Source organism: Dactylosporangium sp. NPDC049140 (assembly GCF_040648435.1).
Genome location: NZ_JBEZDS010000045.1, coordinates 1 through 14829, shown reverse-complemented (window position 1 = coordinate 14829; position 14829 = coordinate 1). Strand labels below are relative to the sequence as shown.

The 14829-nt window shown below is 73.3% G+C and carries 11 protein-coding genes and 1 pseudogene; 6 read left to right on the top strand and 6 right to left on the bottom strand.

Annotated features, from left to right (window positions below; translation table 11 throughout):
• Positions 1-36: 36 nt before the first annotated feature.
• Positions 37-1848, bottom strand: coding sequence for an ABC transporter ATP-binding protein (locus tag AB0B76_RS45060; protein ID WP_360387906.1), 1812 nt, complete (start codon positions 1846-1848; stop codon positions 37-39).
• A 148-nt stretch (positions 1849-1996) separates the two neighbouring features.
• Between AB0B76_RS45060 and AB0B76_RS45055 the strand changes: the two genes are divergently transcribed.
• On the top strand, positions 1997-2188 hold the full coding sequence (locus tag AB0B76_RS45055; protein WP_360387904.1) for a hypothetical protein: 192 nt from the start codon (positions 1997-1999) through the stop codon (positions 2186-2188).
• A 55-nt stretch (positions 2189-2243) separates the two neighbouring features.
• Positions 2244-2630, top strand: a complete 387-nt coding sequence (locus AB0B76_RS45050; RefSeq protein WP_360387901.1) for a S26 family signal peptidase — start codon at positions 2244-2246, stop codon at positions 2628-2630.
• Here AB0B76_RS45050 and AB0B76_RS45045 read toward each other — a convergent pair.
• Both AB0B76_RS45045 and AB0B76_RS45040 read right to left on the bottom strand, forming a co-directional pair.
• Complete coding sequence (locus tag AB0B76_RS45045; RefSeq protein ID WP_360387899.1) at positions 2578-2862, bottom strand: DUF427 domain-containing protein; 285 nt, start codon at positions 2860-2862, stop codon at positions 2578-2580. The genes AB0B76_RS45050 and AB0B76_RS45045 overlap by 53 nt on opposite strands.
• Positions 2863-2929: 67 nt before the next feature.
• Positions 2930-6391, bottom strand: a complete 3462-nt coding sequence (locus tag AB0B76_RS45040) for a ricin-type beta-trefoil lectin domain protein (RefSeq protein WP_360387896.1) — start codon at positions 6389-6391, stop codon at positions 2930-2932.
• Between the two features lie 191 nt (positions 6392-6582).
• Here AB0B76_RS45040 and AB0B76_RS45035 point away from each other — a divergent pair, with 191 nt between their 5' ends.
• Positions 6583-7743: an epoxide hydrolase family protein gene (locus tag AB0B76_RS45035; RefSeq protein ID WP_360387894.1), complete on the top strand. Its 1161-nt coding sequence runs from the start codon at positions 6583-6585 to the stop codon at positions 7741-7743.
• A 122-nt stretch (positions 7744-7865) separates the two neighbouring features.
• On the opposite strand, the gene AB0B76_RS45030 is transcribed toward AB0B76_RS45035, so the two are convergent.
• Positions 7866-10106: an MMPL family transporter gene (locus tag AB0B76_RS45030; RefSeq protein ID WP_360387891.1), complete on the bottom strand. Its 2241-nt coding sequence runs from the start codon at positions 10104-10106 to the stop codon at positions 7866-7868.
• 127 nt (positions 10107-10233) lie between these two features.
• Between AB0B76_RS45030 and AB0B76_RS45025 the strand changes: the two genes are divergently transcribed.
• Positions 10234-10953 carry a TetR/AcrR family transcriptional regulator gene (locus AB0B76_RS45025; protein WP_360387888.1) on the top strand — a complete coding sequence of 240 codons (720 nt, stop codon included), beginning with the start codon at positions 10234-10236 and terminating at the stop codon, positions 10951-10953.
• Between the two features lie 80 nt (positions 10954-11033).
• On the opposite strand, the gene AB0B76_RS45020 is transcribed toward AB0B76_RS45025, so the two are convergent.
• Both AB0B76_RS45020 and AB0B76_RS45015 read right to left on the bottom strand, forming a co-directional pair.
• Positions 11034-12365, bottom strand: coding sequence for a hypothetical protein (locus tag AB0B76_RS45020; protein WP_360387885.1), 1332 nt, complete (start codon positions 12363-12365; stop codon positions 11034-11036).
• Positions 12366-12523: 158 nt separating this feature from the next.
• Positions 12524-13240, bottom strand: a complete 717-nt coding sequence (locus AB0B76_RS45015; RefSeq protein WP_360387882.1) for a ceramidase domain-containing protein — start codon at positions 13238-13240, stop codon at positions 12524-12526.
• A gap of 344 nt (positions 13241-13584) precedes the next feature.
• On the opposite strand from AB0B76_RS45015, the gene AB0B76_RS45010 reads away from it, so the two are divergent.
• Positions 13585-14622, top strand: a complete 1038-nt coding sequence (locus tag AB0B76_RS45010; protein ID WP_360388150.1) for a cellulose binding domain-containing protein — start codon at positions 13585-13587, stop codon at positions 14620-14622.
• Positions 14623-14641: 19 nt separating this feature from the next.
• Positions 14642-14829 (top strand): annotated as a pseudogene (locus AB0B76_RS45005) (esterase); the annotation flags it as partial.

Genomic DNA, 14829 nt, shown 5'->3' with positions numbered 1-14829 from the left:
TGAGCAGCAGCCACCGGCCGCGTGGACGGCGCGGCGTCAGGCGACGGGTTCGGACTCCGGGCGGTAGCCGTCGGCCTGGAGGTGGAACAGGCGGGCGTACTCCCCGGCCGTCTCCAGCAGCGACGCGTGCGTGCCCCGCTCCGTGATCTCGCCGCCCGACAGGACGACGATGGTGTCGGCCTCGCGCAGGGCGCCGAGCCGGTGGGAGATCAGCAGGCTCGTCGCGCCCGTGCGGTGGGTGTGCAGGCCGTGGTGGATGGCGTGTTCGGCCTCGGCGTCCAGGCCCGCGCTCGGCTCGTCCAGGATCAGCAGGTCGCGGCGGTCGCGCAGGTAGGTGCGGGCCAGGGCCAGGCGCTGCCACTGGCCGCCTGAGAGCAGGACGCCGTCGGAGTCGAAGTCGTCGACGAACATCCGGGACAGCATCGTGTCGTAGCCGCGCGGGAGGGCGCGCAGGACCGGGTCGATGCCGGCCCGCGCCGCCGCCGACTCGATGCGGTCCGCGTCGCCGAAGGCGGTCGTGTCGCCGAGGGCGATGTTCTCCCCGGCCGTCAGCTCGTAGGTCATGTAGTCCTGGAACAGCGCGCCGATGCGGGCGCGCAGGCCCTCCAGGGACAGCTCCCGCAGGTCGGTGCCGTCCCACAGGATCGCGCCCCGCGTCGGGTCGTAGAAGCGGCACAGCAGCTTCACGATGGTGCTCTTGCCCGCGCCGTTGAGGCCGACCAGGCCCACCGCCCGGCCGTGCGGGATGACGAGGCTGACCCCGCGCAGCACCCAGTCCTGGTCGGGGGAGTAGCGGAACCACACGTCGCGCAGTTCGATGCCGTGGCGCAGCGGCGGTACCGGGCGCGGGTCCGGCGGCTGCGGCAGGTCGGGCTCGGCGTCGAGCACGGCGCGGAAGTGGCGGTACAGCAGCAGCGCGTGGTGCACCACCGAGACGCGCCCGACCAGCGCGGCGAGCGCCGTCTGCAGCGCGGCGATCCCGGCCACGAGCGCCGAGACGTCGCCGACCGACAGGCCGCCGTGCACCGCCGAGCGGGCGGCCCAGGCGAGTGTCGCTCCGAGTACCGCCGCCGAAAGCAGGCCCAGGAGCAGCTGCACGCGCAGGGTGCGGGCGTCGAGGCGGCCCCGCTGCCCGTCGGCCGCGGCGAGCTCGTCGAGCATGCGCCGGCGGAACAGCTCCGACAGGCCCAGCAGGCGGACCTCCTTCGCGGCCGGGATGCTGGTCTGCAGCTCGGCGTAGAAGAACTCGCGGCGCTCGTGCGGGCTGATGCTCCACATCATCGCCGCCTGCTCGCGGCTCAGCCGCACCTCGGCGAGCAGCGCGGGCCCGAGGCCCAGCAGGGTGACGGCGGCGATCGCCGGGCTGATCGCGGCGAGCACCCCGACCAGGCCGCCCAGGGTCACCGTGAGCTGGGCGATGCCGAGCACGCCGCCGACGACCTGGCCCGGGCCCGACCGCCCGGCGGACTGGGCCATGCGGAGGCGGTCGTGGAACTGCGGGTCCTCGAGCCGGGCGAGGCCGCCGAGGCGGGCCGTGGCCCGGTACAGGTCCGACTGGGCGCGGCGGCCGACCGCGCGGCCCACCTGGTGCTGCAGGAACGTGCCGAGCGACGGTAGGGTGGCGGCGAGCAGCCCGGCGCCGGCCAGCCCGGCGATGCTCACCGTGAGCGCTCCGGCGGTACCGCCGCCGCCGGAAAGCTCGTCGAGGGCGCGCTTGAGCAGCCAGACGGTGGCGACCGGCACGGCCGCGCCGAGCAGCGAGACGGCGGCGTCGCCGGCGAGCGGGCCCGGGCAGGCCCGGACGCCGAGCCGCACCGCGTGCCAGGCGTCGTGGAGGGGCTGGCGCACGCCGGGCACGTTACCGTGATCAATCTCGATGGGACAGTTTTTCACGGCGCTTTCACGCCCGGCCCGGCGTTTCGCGGTCGCGCGTTGACACCTCTCCGCGCGGTCGTCGACCCTTCGATCGTCGTTGTTCGATCGAGAAAGGACGCCCATGGTCGCACTCGTGAACCGGCTCGCCGACCGCATGCTCGCCCGCATCGCCCCCGCGCAGGCGGAGGCCGACTGCGCCTACCACCTCAGCTGCTGGTGCTCCGGCGGCCTGCACTGGTGCCAGAAGTGCATGTACGGCTGCCCGGGCGTGCCGAACCACTGCTACGCCAAGTACGCGACGGGTACATGCTGATCGGTTTTCCGGCCGGCGCGGGGGCGGAACGGACCGATCAGGTGGCACCGTCGCCGTGAAGTGGTTCCCGTGGTTCGTCGTGCGGGTGTCGGGCGGCAGCATGGCGCCCGCCCTGCACGACGGTGATCTGGTGCTCGCCCGCCGGTACCGCGGCCGGCCCCTCCGGGTCGGCGACATCGTGGTGCTGCACCGGCCCACCGGGCCGGTGCGGCTCCCGCCGGGCGTGGAGATCCAGGCCGGCCCGGTCGCTCCCCAGCGGCCGGGCTGGCTCGTCAAGCGCGTCGCCGAGCTGGTGGAGCCCGGCGCGATGGTCGTGCTCGGCGACACCCCTGGCTACGACTCGCGCCTCTTCGGCCCCGTTCCGGTCAGCGCCACCATCGGCGTCGTCGTCAGGCGACGACCTGCACGTCCTTCCAGAACGCCACCCGGTCGCGCACCATAGCGGCGTCGGGCTTGGGCTCCGGGTAGTACCAGACGGCGTCGTCGCTGCGGGTGCCCTCGTGCTCGAGCGTGTAGTACGACGCGGTGCCCTTCCACGGGCAGACCGTGTGCGTGCCCGACTCCCGGACCACGTCGTCGCGCAGTGCGGAGCGCGGGAAGTAGTGGTTGCTCTCGACCACGACGGTGTCGTCGCTCTCGGCGATGACGATTCCGTTCCAGACTGCTTTCGGCATAAAGCCACCGTAGCGCGGGACATCGGACCCTGCCGTGGCGGCGGCAGAGCCCGATGCGCCCGTGGGGTCAGCCCAGCCGGAACTTCTGGGCGGCCGTGGTGTTGCAGTCCCAGATGCGCAGGATGTCACCCGCGTGCTGGTTGTTGTTCGGGTCGTCCAGGCAGCGGCCCGACGGCGGGTTGTAGAGCGTCCCGTCCGCGCGGGTGGTCCACGTCTGCGACCCGGTGCCGTTGCAGTCCCACAGCTGCACCGCGGTGCCGTTGGCGGTCCCGCCGTTGACGACGTCGAGGCACTTGCCGAGGGTCCGCAGCGTCTGGTCGCCCGGGGCCGACCACCGCTGCGCGTCGCTGCCGTTGCAGGTGTACAGCTGGACCGCGGTGCCGGAGTCCGGCGACGCGTTCGCGACGTCGGCGCACAGCCCGCCCGGGCCGGTGACCGGGCCCGGCGGCAGTTTCCAGAGCTGGGCGGAGGAGCCGTTGCAGGTGTACACCTGCAGCTGCACCGCCCCCGGGGTGGTGTTCGAGTTCGGCACGTCCAGGCATTGCCCGCCGGAGGTGAGGGCGCCGTTGGACTGGTGCGACCACTGCTGCGCGGCCGCGCCGGAGCACGTGCTGATCGTGACGCCGGCCCCGGCGGTGAGGCACTTGCCGAGCACCCGCACGGTGTTGTCGGACCCGTAGGCGAACGTCTGCGCGGCCGAGTGGTTGCAGCCGTACAGCTGCATCGCGGTGCCGTCCGCCGACGCCCCGCCGCGCACGTCCAGGCACAGGCCGCCGGCGCCGATGACCTCGCCGCCGGTCGGGTTGGCGGTGGCCGAGCCGGCCAGCGAGACGGTGTGCGCGGCGTTGAGCGGTAGCGCGGCCGTCGTCACCGTCACCGTGCGCCGGTTGGCGTTCCACGACCACGCGGTCTCCGGCACCTGCACCCCGTCCACGCTGACCGCCGTGGGCGCGTTGGAGTTCGAGAGCCGCAGCGTGTACTGCCGGGAGGTCGGCGCCCCCGTGAAGGACCCGGTCTGCGCGCCGATGGTGAGCGTGCGCGACGCCTCGCTCCACGCCAGCGGGGCGCTGGTCGCGGCCGTCGACGTGCCCTCACCCGCGTCGGAGTACAGCGAGAAGCTCCCGTCGGCCCCGGCGGCCACATTGACCGTCAGCTGGGTCAGCGGCCGCTGGCCGGCGTTGTCGGCGTAGTCGGTGCGGGTCGTCAGGATGCCGCCGGACTTGACGAGCACGGGCATCTCGGTCAGCGGGGCCGACACGGTGACCGTGGCCGGTCCACTGTAGACGTTCCCGGTGAAGTAGTCGGTCCAGGTGCCCGGCGGGACCCACATCGAGCGGGAGCCGGAGCTGCTCGTGATCGGCGCGACGAGGACGTTGTCGCCGTAGAGGTACTCGGTCGGGTTCGTGTACGCCTCGTTGCTGGCCGGGTAGTTGAGGTACAGCGGCCGCACGATCGGCACGCCTGTCGTGTTCGCCTGCTTGGCGAGGGTGTACGTGTACGGCACGAGCGCCTCGCGCAGCCGCAGGAACGTCTCCGCGCTCGCCGCCGCCGTGCCCGTGTAGTTCCACGGCAGCCGGTCGCCGTGGTCGGAGTGCAGCCGGTCGATCGGCTGGAAGGTCCCCAGCTGGACCCAGCGCGCGTACATGTCGTCGGCGAGGTGCCCGCCGTGGAAGCTGCCGATGTCGTGGCTGACGTTGGAGAAGCCGGCGGCCGCCGCGTCCGGGGTGAACCGGGCCTCGAAGTTCAGCATGTCCCACGTGGCCGGGGTGTCGCCGGTGAACTGCAAGGTGTTGCGCCGCTCGGCCCACGGCCCGACGGCGAAGTTGGAGTCGTCGTTGCCGTACTCCGCGCCGCCGATGCGGCCGAAGGAGAACCCGCGCAGGCCCCGGGCCGTCGCGGCGTCCGCGTAGGCCTGGTTGATCCAGGTGTCCGGCGACACGTGCGGGTTGGACGCGGTCGAGGCGCCGCAGCCGGTGCAGTAGTCCAGCCACCACGTGCGCACGCCCTGCTGCTCGAAGGGCTTGTGCAGGTTCATGTACGCACTGAGGTGCGCCGGCTTCGACCAGTCGAACACGTAGTTGCCGCCGTCGGGGATCAGCCCGCCCGCGGTGCTGCTGGCCGCCGCGTACTTCGGGTCGTTGCCGGCGATGCTGGTGTGGATGTTCAGCGAGACGTTCAGCCCCTGCTGCTTGGTCCAGTTCAGGAAGCCCTGCGGGTCGGGGAACAGCGCGGAGTTCCAGTTCCAGCCGTTCCACTGGCTCGGCGACTTCCAGTCGGTGTCCACGACCAGCCAGTCGATCGGCGTGAAGGTGCTGCGGAAGGTCGGCAGCAGCGAGTTCTGGTAGTCGCTCGTGCTGTAGCCGTAGTAGCGGGAGTACCAGACGCCGTACGCCGACTGGGGCAGCAGCGCGGAGCCGCCGGTGAGCGCGTTGAGGTCGGCGAGGCCCTGCTTGTAGTTCTGCCCGTAGCCGAAGAAGTAGCCGTCCTGGTACGGCTGGCTGCCGTGCGAGGGCCGGTCGGCGAGCGCGTGCGCGGCGCTGAACAGCGCGGTGCGGGAGTCGTCGAGCAGGTACCAGCCGGACCGGGCGAGGATGCCCGGGTGCTCGGGGACCGGGATCGTGCGCGGGTTGTCCAGCGAGCGCGACCAGCCGCCGAGGGCGTCCTTGGGCCCGGCGCCGTAGCCGGTGGTGAGCAGCGCCGTCGAGGCGGCCGGGAACGCGGTGGTGCCGGTGGGCGTCAGCGCGATGCTGTCGATGTTCACGCGCCCGGCGTCCGACGCGTTCTGCACCAGCGTGACCGTGCTCGTGCCGGCCGGCAGGCTCACCGTCGCCGACGCGGTGCCCCACGTGTCCCAGCTGCCGGTCGGCGGCAGGCTGAGCTGCGGCCCGCCGGCGCTGCCGACCCTCGTGGACAGCGTGCGCGTGGTGTTCTGCCCGTCGCCGCCGGTCGCGTTGGCGTAGCGGACCTGCAGCCGGTAGCTGCCGGCCGCGGGCACGCCGCTGACGTCGACCGCGATCCCGGAGCCGGTGGACTCGATCCCGGCGGCGAACGCCGAGCCCGTGTAGCCGGTATGGTCGTAGGCGGGCGTGGCGCGCCCGGTGAGCAGCGCGTTCTCGGCCTCGCAGGCGGTGTTCCAGGCGCAGTAGCTCGGGAAGGCGGGCTGGGCCGTCACCCCGGTGGACAGCGCGACCGAGAGGTTCGCCGCGGTGAAGGCGCCGCTGCCCTGCTTGTAGCGCAGGGTCAGCGCGCTGGTGCGGATTTCGCGGTACCCGTCCGACGTGGCGGTCGTCGTGTAGGACGGCACCGGGAAGTTGCGGTTGACGGCGTTGAACGTGGTCGCGTCCTGGAAGGCGCCGTCGCCGGCGTACTCGAGGCGGATGAGCGTCGGGGTGAGCACCTCGAAGCGGGCGTTGCCGTCGGTGACGACGTTGGTGGCAGCCTGGGCGGGCTGAGCCGGCTGGGCGGCGACGAGCGCACCCAGCAGGAGCGCGAGCGCGGCAGTCTGGGACAGGAGGCGGCGTTTGAGCACGCTTTTCACTGAACTGCGGTGTAACTAAAGTTGTCAATACGTGTTTTGGGAATTGTTTACAGAACGCGTTCCGGTGTTCAATGAGCCGCGGCCAGCATGCGCTCACGCATCGAGCGCGGATCGTCGTCGCCGAGTTCGGCAGTGCTCATGTGTACGATCGTACATATCGGACCGGGGGTACGGTTCCAGACATGATCGAACCGTTCGCCCCGCTCGCCGGCGCCGGGCCGCTGGAGGACCTCCGCGTCCGGCTGCGGGCCACGCGCTGGCCGGACGAGCCCGCGGGCGCGGGCTGGGATCTCGGCGCCGACGTCTCCTACCTGCGCGAGCTCGTCGCGTACTGGGCCGACGGCTTCGACTGGCCCGCGCGGGAGGCGGCGCTGAACCGGCTGCCGCGCTACCGGGTCACCCTGGGCGACGGCCTCCGGCTCCACGTCGTGCACGCCCGCGCCGCGGCGCCGGCCGGACCGGCGTTCCCGGTGATCCTCGGGCACGGATGGCCGGACTCCTTCTGGCGGTACACCAAGGTCATCCCGCTGCTGACCGACCCGGGCGCGCACGGCGGCGACCCCGCCGACGCGTTCGACGTGATCGTGCCGGACATGCCCGGCTACGGCTACTCCGACCGGCCCGCCGGGCCGCCGGTGAACACGATCCAGGTCGCGGGGCTCTGGGCCGAGCTCATGGACGTGCTCGGCTACCCGCGCTTCGGCGCGGCCGGCGGCGACATCGGCGGGGGCGTGAGCCGGTACCTCGCCCTCGATCACCCCGAGCGGGTCGTGGCGGTGCACCGCATGGACGTGGGCATGCCCGTGTACACCGGCGACCCGGCCCTCCTCGCGCCCGAGGAGCGGGCGTTCCTCGACTCGGCCGCGGCCTGGGGCGCGGCCGAGGGCGCCTACGCCGCCATGCACCGCACCAGGCCGCAGACCGCCGCCGTGGGGCTGCACGACTCCCCGGCCGGGCTCGCCGCCTGGATCGCCGAGAAGCTGCGCGCCTGGAGCGACTGCGGCGGCGACCTCGAGAGCGTGTACTCCAAGGACGAGATCCTCACCAACATCACCATCTACTGGCTGACGGGCACGATCGGCCCGGCGATGCGGATGTACCGCGCGAACGGCGCCATCCCGCCCGCGCAGCACGCCCGCCGGGTCGAGGTACCGTCCGGATTCTCGCTCTTCCCGGGCGACCTCGTCCGCCCGCCCCGCGCCTGGCTCGACCGCATCGCGAACACGACGTACGTGCGCGAGCCGGCCCGCGGCGGGCACTTCGCGCCGTTCGAGCAGCCCGCGCTGTACGCGCAGGAGCTGCGCGACTTCTTCCGCCCGTTCCGCGAGACCGTCCGGCGCTGACGCCGGGGCGGCGATGCCGGCATCGCCGTCGCACGGCGGCGGGGCGGGCACGTTCACGCCACGTGCGGCCGGCATACGCCGGGGGCCCGCCGCGGTGTGCGGCGGGCCCCCGGTGGTGCCGGTCAGGCCGGCACGAGCTCCGGCTCCGGCGTGGGCAGGTGCTCGTGCGCCCGGCCCTCGACGTGCAGCTCCGGCAGCAGGCGGCCCAGCCAGGCCGGCATCCACCAGTTGGCCCGGCCCAGGATGTGCATGACGGCCGGGACGAGCAGCAGCCGGACGACTGTCGCGTCCAGCAGGATCGCCGCGGCCATGCCGACGCCGATGACCTTCAGCACCAGATCCGGGCTCGGGACGAAGGCGGCGAACACGGCGATCATGATGGCCGCGGCCGCCGTGATGACCCGGGCCGTGCCGGCGAGTCCCTCCGTCACCGCCCGGCCGTTGTCCGCGGTGCGGGTCCAGACCTCGCGCATGCGGCTGACCAGGAACACCTCGTAGTCCATCGACAGGCCGAACAGGACCGCGAACATGAGCACCGGGATGAACGCGGGCAGCGGGGTCTCGGTGTCGATGCCGATCAGCCGGCCGGCCCAGCCACCCTGCAGGACCAGGGCCACCACGCCGTAGGCGGCGGCCACGGAGAGCAGGTTCATCGCGGCGGCCTTGACCGCGACGGCGACGCTGCGGAACGACACGAGCAGCAGGAGCATGGACAGCAGGACGACGCCGCCGATGAGCAGCGGAAGGCGCCGGGAGATGTTGGCCGTGCTGTCGATGGCCGTCGCCGTGACGCCGCCGACGTGCACGACCGCGCCGGTGCCGGCGACCGAGGCGGGCAGGGTGTCGCGGAGGCGCTCGACGAGCCGCTCGGTCCGTTCGTCCTGCGGGCCGTACTTCGGCAGCACCGTGATGACGGCGGTGTCGCCGGCCCCGTTGAGCTGGCGCGGCAGGGCGGCCGCGACACCGTCGGTGCGTTGCAGCGCGGCGGCGAGGGCGTCCAGCGGCGCCTCCCCGGAGGGCAGCTCCACCGCGAGCACGAGCGGGCCGTTGGCACCGGGGCCGAAGCCCTCCGCGACCAGGTCGTACGCCTGGCGGGTGGAGGTCTCCGCGCGGTTGTTGCCCGCGTCGGGGAAGCCGAACCGCACGCCGAGGAACGGCGCGGCGAGGGCCAGCAGGATCGCCACGCCGGCGAGGGCGGCGAGGAACCGGTGGCGCTGGACGGCACGGCTCCAGCCCAGCCAGGTGCGGCCCGGCTCGATATGGCCGCCGGCGGAGACGGTGACGGCGGCGCGCCGGCCCAGCGGCAGGCGGAGCTTGTCGACGTAGCGGCCGAGGTACCCGAGCAGCGCCGGGAACAGGGTCACGCTGGCGACGAGCGTGACGAGGACGCCCAGGATGGTGACCAGGCTCGCGCCGCGCATGAAGGACAGGCCCATGGCGAACAGGCCGAGCATGCTGACGATGACCGTGCTCCCGGCGACCATTACCGAACGGCCGGCCGTGTCCAGCGTCGCGACGGTGGCGGCCTCGGGATCGAGCCCGGCGGCGCGCCACTCGCGGAAGCGGGTGACCATCAGCAGCACGTAGTCGATGCCGATGCCGATGCCCATCATGGTGGCCAGCGACGTCGACCAGTCCGGCGCGTCGACGGCCAGGATGAGCAGCCCGGTCAGGCTGCTGCTGACGGCCAGCCCGGCGACCGCGACGATGACGGGCAGGCCGGCGGCCACGACGGAGCCGAACATGAGCAGCAGGATGACGATCGCGGCGGCCAGGCCGATGCCCTCGGAGCCGATCGCGCCCTGCTCGGCCCGCTGGATGCTCTGGCCGCCCAGCGCGACGGTCAGGCCGGGGTGCTCGGCGGCGTGGGCGATGTCCAGCAGCCGCTGGCTGTCGGCGACGGGCATGTCGTCGGGGTTCGTGACGTCCAGGCGAAGGTCGGCGGCGAGGGTGCGGCCGTCCCCGGCGATCGCCCCGGGCTTGGTGAACGGGTCCTCGGCGGCGGTCACGTGCGGCGCCTTGGCCAGCGCCGCAAGCAGCGCCTGGACCTCGCCCTGGACGCCGGCGACGCCGCCGTCGGCGCGCACGACGACCGAGACGGTCGCCCCGGACTGGCTCGGGAAACGCTGCTCGAGCAGCTCGAGGGCCGCCTTGGAGTCCGAACCGGGCGCCGAGTAGTCGGCCTTGAAATCGCCGCCGAAGAACGCCGAGAGCACGACGGAGGCGGCGAGCGCGGCGAGCCAGGCGAGGACGGTGATACCTCTCCGGCGGTAGGACAGGCGCCCGAGGCGCCCGAGCGGGCCGAGCTTGGGCCCCGGTTGACCTGCTGGTTCGGCTTGCGGGCGCGTTGCGAGGTCGGTCATCGTTCCTGCCTCAGGTAATGTCGCGTCATCTCCGTTACGACTATTAACGAACACTACGAGCCATCACTTGTCAAGCGGCTTCACGTCTGTAACGATGCTTAACGCACCGTTCATCGGAAGGAACGCCATGGGTAACGCCCCGCGCCCCGCCCCCCGGCGCGAGAAGGCCCGCGCCGCCACGATCGAGGAGATCAAGCGCACGGCGGTCACCCTCATGCACGAGCACGGCACCGCCGACCTCAAGTTCACCGACATCGCCCGTGCGATGGACATGACCCCTCCGGCGCTGTACCGGTACTTCGCCGACCGCGACGCGCTGCTCAGCGAGCTCATCACCGACGCGTACAACGATCTCGGCACCGCCGTGGCCGAGGCCCGCGACGCCCTGCCCGCCGACGACATCGCCGGCCGGTTCCGAGCCATCACCCACAGCTACCGCCGGTGGGCCCGCGAGGAGCCGCAGCGCTTCGCGCTGATCTTCGGCCTGCCCGTCAGCGGCTACGTCGCCCCCGAGGACGGCTCGACGACGGAGGCGGCGCAGCGGGCGATGTCGCAGATGTCCGCGCTGTTCGTGGAGGCGCTCATGGCCGGGCGGCTGGGCCCGCCGCGGATCCGCGAGGTCCACCCGGCGATCGCGGCCTGCGCCGCGACCAAGAACGACGAGCTGCCCATCGCCATCCCGGCCGACACCTTCCAGGCCATGCTGCACGTGTGGTCGTCGCTGCACGGCTTCGTGTCGCTGGAGGCCTACGGGCACTTCGCCTGGATCGACGAGGCCGGCGTCGACGCGCTGTTCGAAACCCACGCCCGGCTCACCGCGCAGAACGCCGGACTGCCGGTGGACTGAGCGCCCGGGCCCGGCCCGGTCGGTGCGCGGCGCCGTCGACGGGGTCCGCACCGCGGTCGCCGCGCGCCCGGCCCCGCCGGTCAGCGGCGCACGGTCGTCCGTTCGTGGTCGCGCAGCCGGGCCGCGGCCAGCGCGCGCTCGGCCGGGCGGTCCTCGTCCTCGGCGCGGTCGCGGGCGAAGACACGGACGAGATCGTGCAGTGCGTAGCGGCCGGGCGCGGGCCGCTCCAGGAGATGCTCGTCGGCCAGCCGTTGCAGCCGCGGGGCTGCGGTGGCGGGGTCGGTGCCGAGCAGCGCCGCGGCCGCGCCCGCGTCGAGGTCCGGGCCCGGGTGCAGCGCGAGCCGCCGCAGCAGCGCCTGCGACTCGGGCGGCAGCGCGCGGTACGACGGATGCAGCGCGGCCTCGACCTCACCGTCGAGGCGCAGGCGGGCGTGGCGCTCGTCGAGGCGGTCGGCGTGGTCGGTGACCGTCCACCCGGTGCGGGCCGCGATCTGCCCGGCCGTCAGGCGCAGCGCGAGGGGCAGATGGCCGCAGCGGTGGGCGACCCGGCGGTACGCGTCCGGGTCGGCGCCGACCGGCACGCCGGGCACCGCACCGCGCAGCATGCGCTCGGCCTCGGCCGGCGTGAACGGGCACAGGCAGATCCGGGTGTCCGCGTCGTCGAGGCGGCGCCGGGACGTGACGAGCGCCTGGGCGCCGGGGACGGCGTCGAGCAGGGGCCGCACCTGCTCCGCCGACGCGGCGTTGTCCAGCACCAGCAGCACCCGCCGGCCCTCCAGCCGCGCCCGCAGCGCCGCCGCCCGGTCCGGCGTGGCGGGGCGGCCCAGCAGGCGCAGGAAGCCGTCGAGCACCTGGCCCGGCTCGGCCGGCGGCAGCGCCGGATCGGGGTGCCGCCCGCGCAGGTCGGCGAAGAACGTCGCGTCGAAGCGGCCCTCCGCGGCGAGCCGGTGCGCGGCGTGCACGGCGAACGCGGTCTTGCCGACGCCGGGCATGCCGCTGACGACGGTGACCGGCCCGGCGATCCGCCGCCGCTCGGCGTCGCGGCCGACGAACGCGATGTCGGCCGGCAGCCGGTCGGCGACCCGGACGCGGGCCGCCGCCTCCGTGCCGACGCGGCCGTCGCGCAGGGCCTGCCGCCAGCGGGCCAGGTACTCCGGGTAGTCGTGCAGCGCCTGGACCACCGCGACCATCAGCTCCGCGTTGATGCGGCGGCGGCCGGTCTTGAAGCAGTCGACGACGGTACCGCGCCGGGCCAGTTCGTCCGCCCGGCGCCCGGCGGCCCGCCAGCGCGCGTTGATCCGGCGCGTGATCGTCTCGAACGACGGGTCCCCGGCCCACGCCTTCAGCCCGCGCAGGCAGCCGACGAGCTCGTCCAGGCCGTGCGCCCGGGCCGGGTCGGGCGGCAGCGCCATGCTTCCCCCGTCCTGTCGTGCAACTCCAAACGATCCCGTACGGAGATCCCGTAGCGACATCGAAACATGGACCCGTAGCGTTTGCTACGGGAATGCTGCCTGTACAGCGCAGACACCCGCGGCCGCCCATACCCCCCGGGCGGCCGCGGGCCCGCTGCTCAACGCTCGCTCGCGTAGTACCGGTAGAGCAGGTACGCGGCGGCCGCGGTCATGAGGTGCCACACGGCGTGGCCCTGCACCGGCGAGTACGGGTCGCACAGCCGGCTCTGGGTGGCGTTCCACACGCCGAACGCGACGAGCATCGTGCCGACCGACGCGTACGCGTAGCCCGGCCGCGACCGCACCTCCCCGCGGCGGATGATCGCGACCTCGAGCCCGGCCGCGGCGACGAGCAGCAGCCCGAAGGCGGCGTTCCCGGCGTACATCACCACCGGGACCGGCTCGTGCCACCGCCCGGCGAGCTCGCAGCCCGCGACCCCGGCCGCGAACGTCACGCCCATCGTGCGCCACCCGGCCCGGCGCCACCGCATCACGGCGTACCCGAGCGCGAACGACGCGATGAGGAACATGCTCAGCACGTCGAGCCCCCCACCGGCCGCCGACTGCGTGGCGTGCATGGCGGCGCTGGCCGGCCCGAGCAGCACGACGAGGCACGCCATCGCCGTGTTGATGGGTTTGGTACCGCGATCAGCCGCGATCAGCAGCCCGGCGACCACGAACCCCAGGTTGCTGAACGTGTTCGCCGGCTGCTTCACCGGCCCCGGCCGCGCGGCCTCGCAGAACGCCGCCCCGCGGCCGACGTCCGGCCCGAGCCAGCCCCGGGCCACCGCGACGGTGAGCAGCCCGGCCGAGACCCCCGCCGTGAATAGCACCACGCCTCTCATCGGTACACGATTATGCGTAACCGGCCGCCGGACGAGCATCCGGGGGATGGCGGTTCCGCCGCACCGGCGGCGACCCGATCGGTCGCGCCGGGTTCGGGCGATGTTAGCGATAACTGTTATGTCGTGGCCTGGTTGAAGGTCGGTTTCCGCAGAAACGAAAGTTACATCACAGCGATACACGCCAATGCATCTACGACCCTTGTCCCCTTGAATTGCCGGCCCGTCTCTGGCAGCGTCCGGTCGCGGCTGTTAGCGCTAACACGGAGCCTTCTGGAGGGCGCGTGAAGTCACTTCATCGAATGCTCGTCGCGGTCGCCGTGGCGACCGCGACCGCCATGGCTCTGACGCCCGGTCTCGCCGGGGCGGAGTCCAACGGCGGCGTGCGGGTCATGCCCCTCGGCGACTCGATCACCGAGGGCACGCAGGTGCCCGGCGGCTACCGGATCGGGCTGTGGCAGCGCGTGGCCGCCGGCGGCTACCGGGTGGACCTCGTCGGCTCGCAGTTCAACGGGCCGGCCGCGCTCGGCGACCACGACCACGAGGGGCACCCGGGCTGGCGCATCGACCAGATCGACGCCAATATCGCCGGCTGGCTGCGCACGTCGAACCCGCACACGGTCCTGCTGCACATCGGGACCAACGATGTGCTGCAGAACTACAACCAGTCCGGTGCGCCCGGCCGGCTGTCGACGCTCATCGACCACATCACCTCCGCGGCACCCACCGCCGAGGTGTTCGTCGCCACCATCATTCCCCTCGCGAACTCCGGCCAGGAGTCGGCCGTTCGCACGTTCAACGCCGCCATCCCCGGCATCGTGCAGAGCCGGGCGGGCGCCGGTAAGCACGTCCACCTCGTCGACATGCACGCCGTCCTGACCGCCGCCGACCTCGTCGACGGGGTCCACCCGACCGCCGGCGGCTACGACAAGATGGCCGCCACGTGGTACGCCGCGCTCCGGTCGGTGCCGGGCAGCATCGGCAGCACCGGCGGTCCGAGCTCGTCGCCGCCCGCCTCGCCCTCGAGCTCCGCTCCGCCCGCCTCGCCTTCGAGCTCCGCTCCGCCGGACGGCGGCCGGGCCTGCACCGCGACGTACGCCGTCACCGGCCAGTGGCAGGGCGGCTTCCAGGCCGCGGTCACCGTCACCGCCGGATCCGCCCCGATCGCGTCCTGGACCGTCGCCTGGCAGTTCGGTTCCGGCGAAACGGTCAACCAGGTGTGGAGCGCGACGGTCACGTCCTCCGGCGCCGCGGTCACGGCCCGCAACGTGAGCTACAACGGCGCGCTCAGCGCGGGCGCCAGCACCCAGTTCGGCTTCCTCGGCTCCGTGAGCGGCAGTCCCGGCACGCCTGTGCTGCGCTGCACCGCCGCCTGATCAGAACAGGACGTACCCCATGACCCGTATCCCACGGCTGCTGCTCGCCGCGGCCGCAGCACTCGCGGCCGGCCTCGCCGCCCTGGTCCTGCCGGGCCCGCCCGCCCTGGCCGCCGGCCTGACCCAGGTGACCGGCTTCGGCAACAACCCGACCGGCCTCGGCATGTACATCTACGTTCCGGCCCGGGTCGCGCCCCGGCCGGCGCT

Excerpts from the sequence above, each read along its gene's own strand:
- AB0B76_RS45055 (WP_360387904.1), top strand. The coding sequence starts at position 1,997 with ATGGTCGCACTCGTGAACCGGCTCGCCGACCGCATGCTCGCCCGCATC.
- AB0B76_RS45010 (WP_360388150.1), top strand. The coding sequence starts at position 13,585 with ATGGCTCTGACGCCCGGTCTCGCCGGGGCGGAGTCCAACGGCGGCGTG.
- AB0B76_RS45020 (WP_360387885.1), bottom strand. The coding sequence starts at position 12,365 with ATGGCGCTGCCGCCCGACCCGGCCCGGGCGCACGGCCTGGACGAGCTC.
- AB0B76_RS45030 (WP_360387891.1), bottom strand. The coding sequence starts at position 10,106 with ATGACCGACCTCGCAACGCGCCCGCAAGCCGAACCAGCAGGTCAACCG.
- AB0B76_RS45025 (WP_360387888.1), top strand. The coding sequence starts at position 10,234 with ATGGGTAACGCCCCGCGCCCCGCCCCCCGGCGCGAGAAGGCCCGCGCC.
- AB0B76_RS45045 (WP_360387899.1), bottom strand. The coding sequence starts at position 2,862 with ATGCCGAAAGCAGTCTGGAACGGAATCGTCATCGCCGAGAGCGACGAC.
- AB0B76_RS45035 (WP_360387894.1), top strand. The coding sequence starts at position 6,583 with ATGATCGAACCGTTCGCCCCGCTCGCCGGCGCCGGGCCGCTGGAGGAC.